This window comes from Streptomyces sp. NPDC048566 (assembly GCF_043199735.1).
Taxonomy (GTDB): domain Bacteria; phylum Actinomycetota; class Actinomycetes; order Streptomycetales; family Streptomycetaceae; genus Streptomyces.
Genome location: NZ_JBICWL010000004.1, coordinates 179,167 through 195,450 on the forward strand (window position 1 = coordinate 179,167; position 16,284 = coordinate 195,450).

Here is a 16,284-nt window from a genome sequence, read left to right on the forward strand (position 1 = left end):
GTCGAAATCCACGGCGGAGCGGACTCGCGTTCCGATTCACCACCCCTGGGTCATCACATGGCGCGATCCGCATTCCTATGATGGGCGGACGACACCGCGGGCCGCTGCGACCAGGCAGTCCGAACAGGTGCAGATGCGGCGCGATGGTGGTGGAGGGGTCGATGACTCAGGGGGCCGGTCAGGGACCCGAGGTGATGCGGACGGCGACGTTGCGCGACTTCCGCGTGCCCGCCTACGTCCACGAGACCGGTCCGTACGCGCAGGACGCCCCGCAGGGGGAGGGCGCGGGACCGGCCGGGCAGTCCGTCGCGTACGCGGCGGCGGAGCCCACGCCGTACCGGGTCGCCGATCGCGCCGAGGAGGTGCCGGGCGAGTTCCCCGAGGGATACACGCCCACCGAGCGCGATCTGCCGGTCATCAACCGGGGTGACACCGTGCAGGTCTCCGTCGACCCCGACGCGGCCCCGGCTCCGGGTGCCGGCGCCGGCCCGCTCTACGTCGTCGGCGACGTGCACGGCTACCTCGACCAGCTCGTCACCGCCCTCCAGGAGCAGGGGCTGCTGGACGCCGCCGGCAACTGGTCCGCGGGCACCGCGCGCCTGTGGTTCCTCGGCGACTTCACCGACCGCGGCCCCGACGGCATCGGCGTCATCGACCTGGTGATGCGGCTGTCCGCGGAGGCCGCGGCGGCCGGCGGCTACTGCAAGGCCCTGATGGGCAACCACGAACTGCTGCTGCTCGGCGCCAAGCGGTTCGCCGACACCCCCGTCAACTCCGGCGCCGGCACCGCCACCTTCCAGGCCGCCTGGCTGCTCAACGGCGGCCAGAAGACCGACATGGACCGCCTCCAGGACCACCACCTGCAGTGGATGGCACGGCTGGACGCCATGGAACTGGTCGACGGGCACCTGCTGGTGCACTCCGACACCACCGCCTACCTCGACTACGGCGACTCCATCGAGGCGGTCAACGACACCGTCCGCGAGACCCTCACCCGCAACGACGCCGACGAGTGCTGGGACCTGTTCCGCAAGTTCACCAAGCGCTTCGCCTTCCGCGACGACGGCGGATCCGAGGCCGTCCGCGACCTGCTCGGCACCTACGGCGGCGCACGCATCGTCCACGGTCACAGCCCGATCCCGTACCTCCTCGGCGAGGTCGGCGCGGAAGAGGGCGAGGACAACGCGGGACCCGTCGTGGAGGGTCCGCACGTCTACGCCGACGGGCTCGCCATCGCCATGGACGGCGGCGTCACCATGGCCGGAAAGCTGCTGGTCCGGCGCCTCCCGCTGGACCTCTGACCACGGATCGGACCAGGGACGTCCCGGGCGGACCGCTCCGGCCCGGGAGGCCAATTTCCGGAAACCCCCTGTCACGGCGCACCGTCACCGCTCTACCATCGGGATATCCGTAGCAGGCTCCCCTCCGTTTCTGCCCAACGGCTCGTCAGCGTGCGAGCCATCAGCCCTACGGAGCATCGGGGGATGCAGATGAACAGCGTTCCGCAGCACCTGCTGAGCGAGGACCGCCGGGAATACGAGCGGATCCTCGATGAGGCGCTGCGCTCCGCACCACACCACCCGGAACTCGCCGCCGGCGGCCGGCGGCTCAACCTCGAACAGCTGCGCACGATGGCGCTCGCCGCCACCGCCCTCATCACGGCGGCGGCGGCGGACGAGTACACGCAGTACGTGAAGATCCGAGAGGAACTGCGCCGCCCGGCGCGATCCACCCCGGCCACGGGCGAGGCCACCGGCGCCGCGGGAGCGGGCACCGACGCGATGGGGCTCGCCGCCCAGGTGGGCGAGGCCACCGAGACCGCGGGGGCCGGCGCGGTCGCCGTCGTCGCGGTGCTCGCCCCCGTCCTCGCCGGAACGGCCGCGGGGATATTCCTGCTCGTGGGCTACATCCTCACCCTGCTCGACCCCGAACCGGCCATCGCCCGGACCCTCCTGACCACCGGGTGGGTCTTCGGCGCCGTCACCGCGGCGGCGATCCTCGTGGCCGCCGCCGGGCTGCTGCTGACGGCCCTGCGCAACGGTTCGTCCGCGCTCCTGGCGGGAGCCGCCGGCGAGTCGGGCGACCAGGTCGCCCGGGCCAGGGACGCCTGGCACGACGCCCTGCTGGAGCGCGGCATCCTGCCCTTCCTCCGGGAGGCCCTCGCCGATCCGGGGTCGGCGGCCCTGGACCGGACCGGACCGGCGCCCAGCCGCATCCCGCACCTGGGGTACGACCGGCCGGGGTTCAGCAGCCCCGACGGCGGCGACACGGCCGGACCGCGCCCGAGCTTCTCCAGCCCGGACTTCAGCAGCCCCGACTTCGGGGGACCGGAGCACCGGCCCGAGTGACCCCGGACGCCGACGGCGGGGCCGGCGGGAGCAGGTGCCCGCGCGAGGGCGCGAGGGCGCGCGGGCCCACCGGGCTGCCGCGGCGGACACGCCCTCGCGGCCTCCGGCCCGGCCCGGCCCCCGCTCACCGGACCGGACGGATCAGATGATGCCCAGCCGGCGCGCCTCGCGCGTCCACGCCGGGAACTCCGACAGCAGCCGGTCGTAGAGTTCCGCGTCCGGTACGTCGCCGATGTCGTCCACCGCGAAGAAGCCCACGTTGTCGACGCGCCGGTCCGGCAGGGTGTCGAAGCGCTCCAGCACCCCGTAGTTGGACCGGCCCAGCCCCACGAACTGCCAGAAGACCGGCTCCTCCACCGCCGCCCGCAGCTCCGTCTCGATCTCCTTGTTGCGGTACACCCCGCCGTCGGAGAAGAACAGCACCAGTGTGGGCGCGGCGGCCGGGTGGTCGCGAACGTACCCCCGGACCTCGGCGATCACCTTCTGTTCCTCGTTCTGGATGCCGACCGCGCGCATGTCCACCTGGCCCGGAAGCAGGCCCTTGCGCGGCTTCTTGCGCCGGAACAGGGTCAGTTCACCGACGCGAACGTGACGCTCCAGCCACTCCGGCAGTTCCCCGAGGACGAGGTCCGGCAGCCGAGCCGGGTTCGAGGCGAAGGTCCACGCCTGCATCTCGCCGTCGTCGTCGAGCTGAGCGGCCACGGCGGCCATCCGCTCCACGACGTCGGCCACGACCCCTTTCGAGTAGAGGAACGACATCGAGCCGGAGGCGTCCAGCACCAGGATGACGCGCGCGGTGACGCCTTCCGCGCCGTGCTTGCGCAGGCTCACGGCCACCTGCTCCTTGCGCAGCGAGAGCCGCTTGCGCATGTCCACCGGCAGCTGCTCCTCGCCCTTGACCAGCCGGGGCCCGGGTCCGCCGGCCGGGGCGGTGACCGCCGGGTTCCGCGGCGGTGTTCCGGCGGACGGCGAGGTGGGAGGCGCCGCGGGGACGGGCGGGGCCGCCGGCGCGGGCCGGGCCGGGACGCCGGACGCGGGTGCGGTCGACGGTGCGGAGGGAGAGATGGCGGGCGTCGGCGAGGATGCCGGCGACGGCCCGGGCCCGGAGGCCCCCGGTTCCTCGTCCACGCTGATCCCGAAGTCGGTCGCGAGGCCCGCGAGGCCGGACGCGTAGCCCTGCCCCACCGCTCGGAACTTCCACGCGCCGGCGCGCCGGTACAGCTCACCCCCGATGAACGCCGTCTCCGTCGTGGCCTCCATCTCGAACACCGCCAGCTCCTCGCCCGTCGCGGCGTCCAGCAGCCGCAGCCGCAGGCCCGTCAACCGGCCGAACGTGCCTCCGTCCGCCGAGGCGCCGAGGAGGACCCGCTCGATCTGCGGCTCCAACGCCGTCAGGTCCACGCCGACCGTGTCCGTCGTCCCGGCGGCCTCCCGCCGCTTGCCCAGATGGCGCACGGCGCCCGAGGCGTGCTGGGGCTGGTTGTAGAAGACGAAGTCGCCGTCGTCCCGCACCCGCCCGTCGGCACCGAGCAGCAGCGCGGAGGCGTCGGCGTCCGGCCCTCCGGGGCTGCCGGACCACCCGAGCTCGACCCGCACCGCCCCGGCGGCGACGGGAAGGTTGCCGCCCTTGCTCATCGATGTCCCTGTCATGCGCCCAGTCTGCCCAGAGAATCCGGGACCGGGGCCGAACAGGTGCCATCTCCGCACAGACGGCCCCGCCGATCCGGCGAGGGCGCGTCGGAACCGGCTCCGCCCGGGAGCGACCCGTCGCCCGGCCGCTTGGCGAAGGTGCGGTCACCGCGTCACGGGGTGGTGTGCGCACTCAGCGCCGTTCGGTCGCGTCGGTGGCCGCGCGCACGAACGCGCGCACGCGCTCGGTGGTGTTGCTCTCCTTCCAGATCAGCCCCCGCTCGATCGGTGCCGCGTCGCTGAAGGGCACGTAGGCGATGTCGGGCCGCGGGTAGTACCGCCGGGAGTGCTCCCCGACCGGGAGGACGCCCCGGCCCATCGCGACGAGGGTGAGCATCTGCGAGAACGACTCGCCCACCGGTCCCTTCGGAACGGGTCTGCCGGAGGGCGTGTGGTCCGGGGTACGGTCCCGTTTGAACCCCGCCGAGGTCACCTGCGGGTACTGGACCACGGGGTGATCGGCGAGCACTTCCACGGACAGCTCCTCCTCGTGCGCGAGGGGGTGCCCGGCCGCCACGGCGAGGACCCGTCTCTCCCGCAGCAGCACGGGTCCGCAGGCCATTCCGTCGAACGGGTACGAGGCGAGCAGGAGGTCGATCGAGTCGTCCAGCAGACTGGCCCGCGAGTCGGCCAGCTGCACCTCCCGCACCTCCACCCGGCAGCCGGGGTGCCGCTCACCGAACAGGGCGACAGCCCGGAGCAGTGCCGGAGCGGTCCACTCGCCGAGGAAGGCCACCCGCAGTTCCCCGGTGACTCCGCGACCGGCCCGCATCGCCCGATCCACCGCCTCGTCCATCGCCGCGACCAGGGGCGCGAGGTCGTCGGCCAGTCCGCGCCCGATCGCGGTGAGCCGGACGGAGCGGCTGTTGCGTTCGAACAGCGCGCCGCCCAGCCGCCGCTCCAGCTTTTTGATCACCTGGCTGACGCGTCCGGTCGTGATGCGCAGCCGCTCGGCGGTACGGCCGAAATGCAGCTCCTCGGCCAGCGTCAGGAAGGCCTCGATCTCCAGTCGCTCCAGCACAGCCCCTCCGGCGTTGAATCCGACTCAACGGTCGTATACCGATCATGCCTTGATGACACTCCCCGGACAGCGGATCGTGGAAGACGTCACCACGGCCCGCCGGACCGTCCGCGGCCGGGCTGCTCCGGCCTCCCCCGCACCGTCACACCCTCCCGACCGGCACCTCCCGGGAACACTCCCGCCGCGGCCCTCACCGGCCCGAACCGAACGGAACCCCATGTCTGCCTCGGAGATCACCTCCTACCTGGACACCCTCGACCACCCGCTGCGCGACATCGGCGAGCGGATCGTCACGGTCGTCGAATCGGTCCTGCCCGCCGCCTCGGGCGCCGTGTGGCACGGGCATCCCGTCTGGAGCCTCGGCGACAAACCCGGCCGGACCCCGGTCTGCCTGCTCAAGGCCCACACGTCCTCCGTCACCTTCGGCCTCTGGCGCGGCCGGGACGTGAGCGATCCGTCGGGCCGGCTCGTGCCCGGGGCCCGCCGGATGGCCTCGGTGAAACTCGGCCGCGCCGACGAGGTCGACGCCGCCCTCTTCGCCGAGTGGCTGCGCCTCGCGGTGGCCCTGGAGGCGGCATGACCCCCGTGCGCGTGAAGGCCTTCGACCACCTGGTCCTCACCGTCGAGGACGTCGAACGGTCCCTGGAGTTCTACGTCGGGCTGCTGGGCCTGGAGCCGGTGCGCGTCACCGAGTGGCGCCTCGGGCAGGCCCCGTTCCCGTCGGTGCGGGTCACCGGGGAGACCATCATCGATCTCGTCGCCGGAGTCCGCGCGGGGACCAACGTCGACCACATCTGCCTCGCCGTGGAGCCGCTCGACTGGGACGAGGTGATCGCCGCCGGCACCTTCACCGTGGTCGACGGTCCCGGCCCGCGCTTCGGCGCGCGCGGTACGGCCACCTCGCTGTACGTGCGCGACCCGGACGGCAACACCGTGGAGCTTCGCTGGTATCCGCAGGACAGCCCGGCATGACCGCCCGCGCCGCCCGCCCCGGCCGGGGCGCATCCGCCCCGGGCGCGGTCCGGGCAGGCTCACCTCCCCGGACCGCGCCCCGCGACCGGGTCAGTCGGCCAACGGCAGGTAGACCCGGTTGCCCGCCGCCGCGAACTCGCGCGACTTCTGGAGCATGCCCTCGGAGATCTCCTCCGCCGACGCACCCTCGGCGGTGTCCCCGCCGAACCGCTCGTTGATGCTCTGGCTGATCTTCATGGAGCAGAACTTCGGACCGCACATGGAGCAGAAGTGGGCCGTCTTGGCCGGCTCGGCGGGCAGCGTCTCGTCGTGGAACTCCCGTGCCGTGTCCGGGTCGAGGGCCAGATTGAACTGGTCCTCCCACCGGAACTCGAAGCGGGCGTCGGACAACGCGTCGTCCCAGTCCTGAGCACCGGGGTGGCCCTTGGCGAGATCGGCCGCGTGAGCGGCGATCTTGTACGTGATGACCCCGGTCTTGACGTCGTCACGGTTGGGCAGGCCCAGGTGCTCCTTGGGCGTCACGTAGCAGAGCATGGCGGTGCCCCACCAAGCGATCATGGCGGCACCGATACCGGAGGTGATGTGGTCGTACGCGGGCGCGACGTCGGTGGTCAGCGGGCCGAGCGTATAGAACGGAGCTTCATCGCAGATCTCCTGCTGAAGGTCGATGTTCTCCTTGATCTTGTGCATCGGGACGTGTCCCGGGCCTTCGATCATCGTCTGTACGTGGAAACGCTTCGCGACCGTGTTGAGTTCCCCGAGTGTCCTCAACTCGGCGAACTGCGCGGCGTCGTTGGCGTCCGCGATGGATCCGGGCCGCAGGCCGTCGCCGAGGGAGTACGTGACGTCGTACGCGGCGAGGATCTCGCAGAGTTCCTCGAAGTTCTCGTACAGGAACGACTCCTTGTGGTGCGCCAGGCACCAGGCGGCCATGATCGAACCGCCGCGCGAGACGATGCCGGTCTTGCGGTTCGCGGTGAGCGGCACGTACGCCAGGCGGACACCCGCGTGGACCGTCATGTAGTCCACACCCTGTTCGGCCTGCTCGACGACCGTGTCCTTGTAGATCTCCCAGGTGAGTTCCTCGGCCCGGCCGTCGACCTTCTCCAACGCCTGGTACAGCGGGACCGTTCCGATGGGCACGGGGGAATTGCGCAGCACCCACTCGCGCGTGGTGTGGATGTTGCGCCCGGTGGACAGGTCCATGACGGTGTCGGCGCCCCATCGGGTCGCCCAGGTCATCTTCTCGACCTCCTCCTCGATGGAGGAGGTGACGGCCGAATTGCCGATGTTGGCGTTGACCTTCACCAGGAACCGCTTGCCGATGATCATCGGCTCGATCTCGGGGTGGTTGACGTTGGCGGGCAGCACCGCCCGGCCTGCGGCGATCTCCGCCCGGACGATCTCGGGCTCGACGTTCTCCCGGACCGCCACGAACTCCATCTCCGGAGTGATCTCGCCGCGTCGCGCGTACGCGAGCTGCGTGACCGCCTGCCCCGAGCGCCCTCGCCGCGGCAGCCGGGGACGCCCGGGAAAGACGGCGTCGAGATTGCGCAGACCGCCCCGCGGCGCGGTGTGCTTGATTCCGTCGTCCTCGGGACGAACGGGTCGGCCCGCGTACTCCTCCGTGTCGCCGCGAGCGATGATCCAGTTCTCCCGCACCGGCGCCAGGCCCCGGCGCACATCGGTGTCGATGGACGGATCGGTGTACGGGCCGGAGGTGTCGTACAGCGTCACGGACTGCCCGTTCGTCAGGTGAACCTGACGGACCGGCACCCGCAGGTCGGGCCGCGAACCCTCGACGTACGCCTTGTGCCAGCCGATGGACTTCCCTGCCTCCTCGCCTCCGGACGGCGACGTGGCACCGTCCGACTGGCTGGAGGCAGGCGTGTTGACGTCCTTGATGGTCATGAGACCTACTCCCTACGCCGGCATTACCCGGTAACAGGTTCGGCGGTCGACGCAGCGGCTTCCGTTCACCGATGTTTCATGTGAAACATCGCGAAGACGGAGGTCAGCGCCCTCTCAGCCCGGTGCTCCGAGCTCCCGCGTGTACAAAGGTGCCACCACGCTAGCGTCATATCTGGCGCGGTGAACAGGGGGCCCTTGCCGTTCTTGCGATGATCGGTCGGTGACAACGACCCAGCAGCCCTCGTTCCCACCGTCCGAGCCGCCGCGCCGTCGAGGCGCCGGCGACGGCCGTGGACATGGTCCCGGTGCCGGTCAGGGGCATGGGCCGGGGTCCGCGTACGGCCACCGGCACGACACCGGGCAGGGAACGGCTCATGACCCCGCGGTCGGCGGCGGGAACGGCGGCCTCCTCGACGACAAGCCCGGTCCCGGACCGTACGACGGCCGCGGACCGGGCCAGGGCGGTGCACCGGGCCCCGGTGACGGTCACGGACCGGTCTCCGGTGGCGGACACGGGCAGGGCCCGGGTGACGGCCGGGGGCGCGGGTCGGGGGGCGGACACGGGCACGGCCCGAGCGGTGGACACGGCCACACGCACAGCCACGGCCCCGCAGCGCCCGTATCGATGCGTCTGCGCAGGGTCATCGCCGCGGTTCTGATCCCTTTCGCGGCCGCTGTCGCCGTGGGACTCGTGGTGTTGTGGCCCGGTGGCGCCCCGGCCCACGAGCGCACCGGTGTCGGTTTCGACCGGCAGACGCAGAACGCGACCGTCACGAAGGTCGTCGAGGTGGACTGCGCCTCCGTGAACGCCTCCGGGGGGACCCCGGGCGGTGACACCTCCGCACCGGAAGGCTCCTTGGGCCGGCAGCAGGCGAAGGGTGCGTGCAAGCGGGCGACCATCCGGATCGGTTCCGGAAAGGACACGGGCCGCACGTTCACCGAGATCGTCCAGCCGGACCAGTCACGGCAGTTGCACCGCGGCGAGAAGGTCATCGTCGCCTACGAGCCCTCTGCCCCCGAGAACCTCCAGTACTCGGTGACCGACGCGAACCGCCGGCTGCCCCTCTCCCTGCTCGCCGGCCTGTTCGCCGTGGTCGTCGTGGTGGTGGGCCGGATGCGGGGCATCATGGCGCTGATCGCCCTCGCCATCAGTTTCCTGATCCTGAACTTCTTCATCCTCCCCGCGATCCTTCAGGGGTCGAACCCGCTGATCGTGGCGGTCGTCGGCTCCAGCGCGATCATGCTGATCGCCCTCTACCTGTGTCACGGACTGTCGGCCCGGACCTCGGTGGCGGTGGTCGGCACGCTCCTGTCGCTGCTGCTGATCGGCATCCTCGGCTCGGTCTTCATCGACTGGGCCTTCCTGACCGGCAACACGGACGACAGCACCGGGCTGATCCACGGCCTGTACCCGGCCATCGACATGAGCGGTCTGCTGCTGGCCGGTGTCATCATCGGTTCGCTCGGTGTGCTCGACGACGTGACGGTGACACAGACGTCCGCGGTCTGGGAACTGCACGAGGCGAATCCCACCATGGGATGGCGCGGTCTCTATCGAGCGGGAATCCGGATCGGCCGGGACCACATCGCCTCGGTGGTCAACACCCTCGTCCTGGCCTACGCGGGCGCCGCGCTGCCGCTGCTGCTGCTGTTCTCGATCGCGCAGAGCAGCGTGGGCACGGTCGCCAACAGCGAACTCGTCGCCGAGGAGATCGTGCGCACGCTCGTGGGGTCGATCGGTCTGGTCGCCGCCGTGCCCGTGACGACCGCACTGGCCGCTCTGGTGGTCGCGGCCGACCGCACGGGAGGCCCGGCCGCCCCGCAACCGGCTGCGTCCGGGTCACCCGCGAAGAGCGGAAAGGGACGGCGGCGCAAACGCTGACCCCTGGTGGACAGGCCCGCGCGACCCTGCGGCGTTCACCGCGGAACCGCTGCCGCGGCAGCGTCACGGCGGTCGGGTCGCAGGCTCTCAGCCCGCGCTCTGCTCCTCGGCGAGGATGCGGTCGAGGGCCTCGTCCAGGCTGGTGCCGAAGCCGTCGAGGGACCGCTCCTGGCCCAGCGGCACGAGCCGGTCGGTCCGGTCGAGGAACGCCACGATCGGAGCCGTACCCGACCGGAACAGGGCATGGTCGGAACCGACCTGAAGGCGGATCAGCACCTCACCGAGCGTGTCCGGGTCGGCCGGCGCGATGTGCACGTCGCCGTCACCGCAGGCCCGGCCCACCCCGTCGATCAGCAGCTCCCGTCCGAACGCCCAGGTCACCGGCGCGTCACCGGGCAGATGGAAGGTCAGCCGCACGGCGTAGGGATCGCAGGTCTCGTAGCGCAGCTCCACCGGGATGCGGAAGGAGAGCTCCTCCGACACGAGGAAGCTCATCATGACCTCTGCCTGCACCGACTCGCGCATCGCCTACCCCGTCGTTCGCCGTCGTCTGGCCAGGAATCATCCCCCGACACAGCTGAAATATTGCGCAACGTGCACGGTAGATCACAAGGAGTGATTTTTCAGATGCTGATAGAGAGCCCGAGTGACCCCAGGACCTGGCCCATCTCGCTCTGCAGCCGCTGCGTGGCGAGAGGCAGCCGGTCGGCCTGACGGGAGGGCAGGGAAAGGCCGATCGCCCCGGCGGTACGGCCCACGGTGACGGGCACGGCGGCGCAGACGGCCCCCAGCGCGTACTCCTGCCGCTCGATCACCGGCTCCATCCGGGCGGTGCGTTCGAGCCGCCTGAGCAGCCGCTCGCCGTCACGCACCGTGTACGGGGTGAGGGATCGCACCGGATACCGGGCGAGGTGGTCGCGTCGAGCGGTCTCGTCGAGCTGGGACAGCAGGCACTGGCCGATCGCGTGCGCATGGCCGGTCTCCCGGAAATCGGCCCACTCCTCGACCGCGGGGGTCGCGGGGGAGTCGGCGACCCCCATGACCTCGATCTCGCCCTCGCGGTAGATCGCGTAGTAGACGGGAGCTCCGATCGCGTCAGACCAGCGGGCGAGGGTCTCGCGCACCGTGCTGCGACGTTTCTGCTGGGCTGCGCTGCCGCTCAGGCGCTCGGCGGCGTCCCCGAGGAAGAACAATCCCTTGTCGCGCCGCAGATAGCCTTCGTGGACGAGGGTGCGCAGCAGGTGGTAGGCGGTGGGCAGCGCGAGTCCGGCCTCCCGGGCAAGCTGTTTGGCGGGCGCCCCCTGGCTGCGCGAGGCGACCGCTTCCAGCAGTCGCATCGCCCGCTGGACCGAACCGATCAGGGTGGTGGGGTGCGGCTCCAGGGCGGCCGCGTCCGGTTCGGCGGACACGCCGTGTGCGGAGCCGGTCGTCCGCGGGTGCCGGGTCGCGGCCGGAGCGGTTCCGGCGCGTACCGATTCGCGCGAGGCCGCGGACCCGGCCGGCCGACCGCCCGGCGCGGTGCGTTCTCCCGGCGGGGTGACGACCACGGACGACGACGGGCGGGACAGCGTCTCGGCCGGGGAGGTCCGCAGTTGTGCCGGCGGGACGCGGGCCACCGCGGGTTCGGCCGATCGCTGCAGAGGTGGAGCTGCGGATGGTGCGGGTGCGGTGTCAACCGTGGCCAAGAGGCACTCCCGAAGCGCGAGGAGGACCGCCCGTGCGGGGGACACGGGAGGGGGTGTGCGCTGCCCGCGGGGATCGACCCCGCGTCGAATTCCGGACTTTAACGGCCCTCCCCCGCTCAGAGCCGTCCTCGCCGGAAACTTCCCTCGCCCGAGGGAACCTGGGGTTCCCTTTGCCGTCGTGCCGTTACCGATCGCCCACCGTCGCGCACGTCACCAGTCGCCGCGGGAGGACGAGCCCGCCATGAACTTCCGCACGATGTAGATCAGCCCGCCGACCAGCGCGACGAAGACGAGCAGCTTGAAGAGCAGGCCGATGACGAAGCCCACGACGCTCGCTATCAGGCCGCCGAACACCACCAGGGCGATGATCGGCACCGCGACCCACTTCACCCACCACGGCATCCCGTCGAAGATCTCTCGCATCGCCCTCGTCCTTGCCTCTCGTGCCCGTGGCCCCGCCGTCGGGACGCCGTCTCCGGGTCGTCTGTCGTCCTGCCACCGATGCTAGGTCGCCGAGGAGACCGCACGGGGCCCTCGCGCCCCTTGTCCTCCCCTGACCGTCCCCCTAGGGAACCCCGATACGCCGGATCAGCTCTCGGGGGGAGAGAACATCACCAGCACCCGGAGATCCTCGGTGATGTGGTGGAACTTGTGGGCGACCCCGGCGGGCACGTAGACGACGCTGCCGCGCGCGACCTGGGTGGTCTCCAGGCCGACCGTGATCGACGCCCGGCCGCTCACCACGAAGTAGACCTCGTCCTGGGCGTGCGGGCTCTGGGGATCGTGCCGACCCGCGTCGAGGGCGTACAGGCCGACCGACATGTTCCGCTCGCGCAGGAACTGCAGATAGGCACCATCATTGGCGGCTCGTTCCGCCTCCAGGTCGTCCAGCCGGAATGCCTTCATCGCCCTCGTCCGCTGTGTGTGCACGGCGGGCCTTGTCCACAGCCGCTGCGTGCTTGCCGATCTCGTCTGCCACGATCACACACATGATGAATTTCGTAGTCAAGACGATCGCCAACGCGGGGGCTCTGGCCGTGGCCGTGTGGCTGCTCGACAAGATCACCCTCACGGGCGACAGCACGGGCAGGAAAATAGGCACCCTGCTGCTCGTCGCGCTGGTCTTCGGACTGGTGAACTTCCTGGTCAAGCCCGTCGTGAAGGTCCTGACCTTCCCCCTCTTCATCCTCACGCTCGGCCTGATCACCCTGGTGGTGAACGCGCTGATGCTGCTCCTCACCTCGTGGCTGGCCGGCAAGCTCGACCTGGCCTTCCACGTGGAGGGCTTCTGGACCGCCGTCCTGGGCGGCCTGATCATTTCCATCGTGTCCTGGGCGCTGAACGTCGTCCTTCCCGACGACGACTGAGAGCGGCTCATGTCCTATCGCGTCTGCTTCGTCTGCACCGGCAACATCTGCCGGTCGCCGATGGCCGAGTCCGTCTTCCGTGCCCGAGTCGCGGACGCCGGGCTCGACGAACAGGTGGAGGTCGACAGCGCGGGCACCGGCGGCTGGCACGAGGGCGACGGAGCGGACGAGCGAACCGTCTCCGTCCTGGAGGCCAACGGGTACGCGAGCGACCACACCGCCCGCCGCTTCCGGGCGTCCTGGTTCGCGCACCTCGATCTCGTCATCGCGCTCGACGCCGGCCACCTCGCGGATCTGCGCCGGATGGCACCGACCCGCGAGGACGCCGAGAAGATCCGGCTGCTGCGGTCCTACGACCCCGCCGCGGGGGAGGACCTGGACGTCCCCGATCCGTACTACGGACAGCGGGACGGCTTCGAGGACTGTCTTGAGATGGTGGAGGCGGCGAGCCCAGGGCTGCTCGCCGCGGTGCGAGCGCAAGTGGAGGGACGAGCGGCATGACGTCTGGGGACCCGGTCACGGGAAACGGTACGAACACGGGCCGGACACGGCGGAGCGGGGACGGCGCGGTCTCCCCCGGGGACGGCACCCGCGCGGTACGGGCCGGCCTTCCCGAACCCGTGAAACACGAACCGACGCTGCCCGGCCCGGTCTTCGCCGCGCACTTCCACCTTCCCGGGGAACCGACCGGCCCCTACACCTACGGCCGTGACGAGAACCCCACGTGGACGCTCCTGGAGCGCGCCATCGGCGCGTTGGAGGCGCCCGGCGAGCACGGCGTCGAGACACTCGCCTTCCCGTCCGGCATGGCGGCGATCTCCGCGGTGCTCTTCTCCCTGCTGCGCGCCGGTGACGCCGTCGTCCTACCCGCAGACGGTTACCAGGTACTGCCTCTCGTCCGCGAGCAGCTGACGGCCTTCGGCGTCGAGGTCCGCACCGCCCCCACGGCGGGCGACGCGCAACTGGACGTGCTCGACGGAGCCCGGCTGCTGTGGATCGAGACACCGTCGAATCCCGGGCTCGACGTGTGCGACCTGCGACGCCTGGTCGAGGCCGCGCACGCCCAGGGCACACTCGTGGCCGTCGACAACACCCTGGCCACGCCGCTCGGGCAGCGCCCGCTGGAACTCGGGGCCGACTTCTCCGTGGCCAGCGGCACCAAAATGCTCACCGGACACGGGGACATCCTCCTCGGATACGTCACCGGTCGCGACGCCGCCCTGATGGCCCCCGTCCGCCGCTGGCGCAAGGTCGTCGGTGCCATCCCCGGCCCGATGGAGGCCTGGCTGGCCCACCGGTCGCTCGCCACGCTGCACCTGCGCGCCGACCGCCAGACGGCCAACGCCCGGGCGGTCGCCGAAGCGCTGCGGGATCGGACCGAGGTCACGGGGCTGCGCTACCCGGGGCTGCCCGAGGACCCTTCGCACAAGGTCGCCTCGCAGCAGATGCGCCGGTTCGGCTGCGTGGTGTCGTTCACCCTGCCCACGCGCGAACACGCCGACCGCTTCCTCGACGCACTGACCCTGGTGGACGACGCCACCAGTTTCGGCGGAGTACGGTCCACGGCGGAACGGCGCGGGCGCTGGGGCGGCGACGCCGTCCCGGAGGGCTTCATCCGCTTCTCCGCGGGCGCCGAGGACCCCGAGGACCTGGTGGCGGACGTGCTGCGGGCCCTGGACGTGTCGGCGGAGTAGGGCCGGAGGAACCCGACCGCGGTTCCGTTCCGCCCGCGGTGGACGACGGCGGTCCGAGCCTCCCCCCTCGTGGCTCGGACCGCCCCGGTTCTGCGCGCGAAGAACCGCGCGCACAAGGCTAGTTGACTCTGTGTCAGTGTCCAATCACCGTAGCGACAGAGACCTATCGACTTATTTATAGTTGGGGCTCGCGCGGGGGTGCTGAAAGGGGAGAGGCACCATGGACTTGGCCTTGCTGCGCACGTTTGTGACGGTGCACCGGGCCGGTTCCTTCACTCGCGCCGCCGCGTTGCTCGGATTGTCACAGCCGGCGGTGACCTCGCAGATCCGCACGCTGGAGCGGCAACTGGGCCGCCCGCTGTTCCTGCGCCAGGCCCGCGGGGTCACTCCCACCACCATCGGCGACGAACTGGCCCACAAGGCCGCGCCGCATCTCGACGCCCTCGTCGAAATCGCCGAGAGCGGCCCCGACGACGACTCCCCCGTCCGCACCCTGCACCTCGCCGGCCCGTTGGAGTTCACTGCCGAGCGGGCGCTTCCCGCGCTGACGGAACTGGCGGGAGAGGACGGCCAGGGCTTCGCCCTGCGTGCGTCCTTCGGCAACGCCGAGGAGACGTTGGAGGGGCTCGCCGCCGGACATCATGATCTGGCCATCACGACGGCCCGTCCGCGAGGTGCGCTGCTCACCGCGACTCCGCTCTGCGACGAAGAACACGTCCTGGTCGCCGCCCCTCGTTGGGCGTCCGTGGTTGGGCCGGGCAAACTCCGCCGCAAAGGCGCTCACGCGCTGGAGGGCCTGCCCGTCGTCGAGGTGCACGAATCGCTGCCACTCGTCGCCCGCTACTGGGCCTCGGTCTTCGACTGCCGACCGGCCGCGTCGGGAACCGTCGTCGTGCCGGACCTCCGTGCCGTCCTCGCGTGCGCCACGGCCGGGGCCGGGCTCGCCGTCCTGCCCGCCTACCTCTGCGCCGCGGCCCTCGCGCGCGGCGACATCGTGGCGCTTCTCGACCCCGCCGTACCACCCCTGCGGACCTATTTCCTGGTCGTCCGGACGGGAACGCTGGCGATGCCGCACATAGCCCGGGCTCACGAATGGCTCCTGCGGGCCGCAGCCGACTGGACCTGAGAGAGCCGACCCGGCGCCGAGCCCCACCGGGGATTCCGCGGGATGTACGGGAAATGGCGCCGCGCCGATGTTTCACGTGGAACAAGCCGGGCCACATTTCTCCCATGACCGTCCGACCCGTGGTCAAGCGCACCGCCCGCGCCATTCTGCTCGATGGCGACGACCTGATCTTGATCAAGCGCACCAAGCCCGGTGTCGATCCCTACTGGCTCACTCCGGGCGGCGGGGTCGAACCCGAGGACCCGACCGTCGTCGACGCCCTCCACCGCGAGGTTCACGAGGAACTCGGCGCCAAGGTAACCGACGTGGTGCCCTGTTTCGTGGACACGGTCGAGCACATCGGTGACGACGGTGGCGCGACCGGGGTGAAGGTCCAGCACTTCTTCGTCTGCCGCCTGGACACCATGGACCCGGCCCTGCGGCACGGACCGGAGATCGACGAGCCGTGCGGTGAGTACGAGATCGTCCGGATCCCGTTCACCCGCGTCGGCATCGCCTCGGTCCATCTCGTACCGCTGTCCTTGCGGCACTTCCTCGACGGGAACATCGAGGGCGTGCGCGCTCTGCACGCACGCGATCTGGGCTGACC

General features: G+C 71.1%; 17 protein-coding genes and 1 riboswitch. Of the genes, 10 read left to right on the forward strand and 7 right to left on the reverse strand.

The genetic code is table 11. The annotated features are described in order from the left end of the window. Window positions 1-146 precede the first annotated feature (146 nt). Together ACGFS9_RS09685 and ACGFS9_RS09690 are read left to right on the forward strand one after the other, a co-directional pair. Complete coding sequence (locus tag ACGFS9_RS09685; protein ID WP_393252089.1) at window positions 147-1,301, forward strand: metallophosphoesterase; 1,155 nt, start codon at window positions 147-149, stop codon at window positions 1,299-1,301. A gap of 183 nt (window positions 1,302-1,484) precedes the next feature. Then, the gene (locus ACGFS9_RS09690; RefSeq protein WP_393251824.1) at window positions 1,485-2,348 is read left to right on the forward strand and encodes a hypothetical protein; all 864 of its coding nucleotides are present in this window, start codon (window positions 1,485-1,487) and stop codon (window positions 2,346-2,348) included. Window positions 2,349-2,489: 141 nt separating this feature from the next. On the opposite strand, the gene ACGFS9_RS09695 is transcribed toward ACGFS9_RS09690, so the two are convergent. Together ACGFS9_RS09695 and ACGFS9_RS09700 are read right to left on the reverse strand one after the other, a co-directional pair. Then, window positions 2,490-3,998, reverse strand: a complete 1,509-nt coding sequence (locus ACGFS9_RS09695) for a VWA domain-containing protein (protein ID WP_393251825.1) — start codon at window positions 3,996-3,998, stop codon at window positions 2,490-2,492. Between the two features lie 172 nt (window positions 3,999-4,170). Beyond that, a complete protein-coding gene (locus tag ACGFS9_RS09700; RefSeq protein WP_393251827.1) occupies window positions 4,171-5,058 on the reverse strand; it encodes a LysR family transcriptional regulator in 888 nt (295 codons plus the stop codon). A gap of 217 nt (window positions 5,059-5,275) precedes the next feature. Here ACGFS9_RS09700 and ACGFS9_RS09705 point away from each other — a divergent pair, with 217 nt between their 5' ends. Together ACGFS9_RS09705 and ACGFS9_RS09710 are read left to right on the forward strand one after the other, a co-directional pair. After that, a complete protein-coding gene (locus ACGFS9_RS09705) occupies window positions 5,276-5,638 on the forward strand; it encodes a DUF1801 domain-containing protein (RefSeq protein ID WP_393251829.1) in 363 nt (120 codons plus the stop codon). 5 nt (window positions 5,639-5,643) lie between these two features. Beyond that, window positions 5,644-6,030, forward strand: a complete 387-nt coding sequence (locus tag ACGFS9_RS09710; protein ID WP_393252091.1) for a VOC family protein — start codon at window positions 5,644-5,646, stop codon at window positions 6,028-6,030. Between the two features lie 90 nt (window positions 6,031-6,120). Here the strand turns inward: ACGFS9_RS09710 and thiC are convergent, their stop codons facing one another. Further along, a complete protein-coding gene (thiC, locus tag ACGFS9_RS09715; protein WP_393251830.1) occupies window positions 6,121-7,941 on the reverse strand; it encodes a phosphomethylpyrimidine synthase ThiC in 1,821 nt (606 codons plus the stop codon). Then, window positions 7,934-8,090, reverse strand: a riboswitch (TPP riboswitch). (Overlaps the previous gene by 8 nt.) Before the next feature lie 71 nt (window positions 8,091-8,161). Here thiC and ACGFS9_RS09720 point away from each other — a divergent pair. Further along, complete coding sequence (locus ACGFS9_RS09720) at window positions 8,162-9,823, forward strand: YibE/F family protein (protein WP_393251832.1); 1,662 nt, start codon at window positions 8,162-8,164, stop codon at window positions 9,821-9,823. Between the two features lie 87 nt (window positions 9,824-9,910). On the opposite strand, the gene ACGFS9_RS09725 is transcribed toward ACGFS9_RS09720, so the two are convergent. From ACGFS9_RS09725 to ACGFS9_RS09740, 4 genes are all read right to left on the reverse strand, one after another. After that, entirely contained in the window at window positions 9,911-10,348 is a 438-nt protein-coding gene (locus ACGFS9_RS09725; RefSeq protein WP_393251834.1) for an SsgA family sporulation/cell division regulator, read from the reverse strand. Between the two features lie 98 nt (window positions 10,349-10,446). Beyond that, window positions 10,447-11,184 (reverse strand): IclR family transcriptional regulator, encoded by a 738-nt coding sequence (locus ACGFS9_RS09730; RefSeq protein ID WP_393252093.1) that lies wholly within the window; start codon window positions 11,182-11,184, stop codon window positions 10,447-10,449. A gap of 534 nt (window positions 11,185-11,718) precedes the next feature. Then, window positions 11,719-11,931 carry a DUF5326 family protein gene (locus ACGFS9_RS09735; protein WP_393251835.1) on the reverse strand — a complete coding sequence of 71 codons (213 nt, stop codon included), beginning with the start codon at window positions 11,929-11,931 and terminating at the stop codon, window positions 11,719-11,721. Window positions 11,932-12,096: 165 nt separating this feature from the next. After that, window positions 12,097-12,414 (reverse strand): cupin domain-containing protein, encoded by a 318-nt coding sequence (locus tag ACGFS9_RS09740; protein ID WP_393251837.1) that lies wholly within the window; start codon window positions 12,412-12,414, stop codon window positions 12,097-12,099. A gap of 83 nt (window positions 12,415-12,497) precedes the next feature. Here ACGFS9_RS09740 and ACGFS9_RS09745 point away from each other — a divergent pair, with 83 nt between their 5' ends. The 5 genes from ACGFS9_RS09745 to ACGFS9_RS09765 all read left to right on the forward strand — a co-directional run bounded on the left by ACGFS9_RS09745 (window position 12,498) and on the right by ACGFS9_RS09765 (window position 16,282). After that, window positions 12,498-12,875, forward strand: a complete 378-nt coding sequence (locus tag ACGFS9_RS09745; protein WP_393251838.1) for a phage holin family protein — start codon at window positions 12,498-12,500, stop codon at window positions 12,873-12,875. A 9-nt stretch (window positions 12,876-12,884) separates the two neighbouring features. Next, entirely contained in the window at window positions 12,885-13,376 is a 492-nt protein-coding gene (locus ACGFS9_RS09750) for a low molecular weight protein-tyrosine-phosphatase (protein WP_393251840.1), read from the forward strand. After that, on the forward strand, window positions 13,373-14,569 hold the full coding sequence (locus tag ACGFS9_RS09755) for a cystathionine gamma-lyase (protein ID WP_393251841.1): 1,197 nt from the start codon (window positions 13,373-13,375) through the stop codon (window positions 14,567-14,569). The genes ACGFS9_RS09750 and ACGFS9_RS09755 overlap by 4 nt, the downstream gene beginning before the upstream one ends. A gap of 220 nt (window positions 14,570-14,789) precedes the next feature. Then, a complete protein-coding gene (locus ACGFS9_RS09760) occupies window positions 14,790-15,695 on the forward strand; it encodes a LysR family transcriptional regulator (RefSeq protein WP_393251843.1) in 906 nt (301 codons plus the stop codon). Window positions 15,696-15,799: 104 nt separating this feature from the next. Further along, window positions 15,800-16,282 carry an NUDIX domain-containing protein gene (locus ACGFS9_RS09765; protein ID WP_393251844.1) on the forward strand — a complete coding sequence of 161 codons (483 nt, stop codon included), beginning with the start codon at window positions 15,800-15,802 and terminating at the stop codon, window positions 16,280-16,282. Window positions 16,283-16,284: the final 2 nt, after the last annotated feature.

Coding starts and splice junctions, on each gene's coding strand:
- ACGFS9_RS09690 (WP_393251824.1), top strand. CDS start 1,485: ATGCAGATGAACAGCGTTCCGCAGCACCTGCTGAGCGAGGACCGCCGG.
- ACGFS9_RS09695 (WP_393251825.1), bottom strand. CDS start 3,998: ATGACAGGGACATCGATGAGCAAGGGCGGCAACCTTCCCGTCGCCGCC.
- ACGFS9_RS09705 (WP_393251829.1), top strand. CDS start 5,276: ATGTCTGCCTCGGAGATCACCTCCTACCTGGACACCCTCGACCACCCG.
- thiC (WP_393251830.1), bottom strand. CDS start 7,941: ATGACCATCAAGGACGTCAACACGCCTGCCTCCAGCCAGTCGGACGGT.
- ACGFS9_RS09725 (WP_393251834.1), bottom strand. CDS start 10,348: ATGCGCGAGTCGGTGCAGGCAGAGGTCATGATGAGCTTCCTCGTGTCG.
- ACGFS9_RS09735 (WP_393251835.1), bottom strand. CDS start 11,931: ATGCGAGAGATCTTCGACGGGATGCCGTGGTGGGTGAAGTGGGTCGCG.
- ACGFS9_RS09740 (WP_393251837.1), bottom strand. CDS start 12,414: ATGAAGGCATTCCGGCTGGACGACCTGGAGGCGGAACGAGCCGCCAAT.
- ACGFS9_RS09745 (WP_393251838.1), top strand. CDS start 12,498: ATGATGAATTTCGTAGTCAAGACGATCGCCAACGCGGGGGCTCTGGCC.
- ACGFS9_RS09750 (WP_393251840.1), top strand. CDS start 12,885: ATGTCCTATCGCGTCTGCTTCGTCTGCACCGGCAACATCTGCCGGTCG.
- ACGFS9_RS09755 (WP_393251841.1), top strand. CDS start 13,373: ATGACGTCTGGGGACCCGGTCACGGGAAACGGTACGAACACGGGCCGG.
- ACGFS9_RS09760 (WP_393251843.1), top strand. CDS start 14,790: ATGGACTTGGCCTTGCTGCGCACGTTTGTGACGGTGCACCGGGCCGGT.
- ACGFS9_RS09765 (WP_393251844.1), top strand. CDS start 15,800: ATGACCGTCCGACCCGTGGTCAAGCGCACCGCCCGCGCCATTCTGCTC.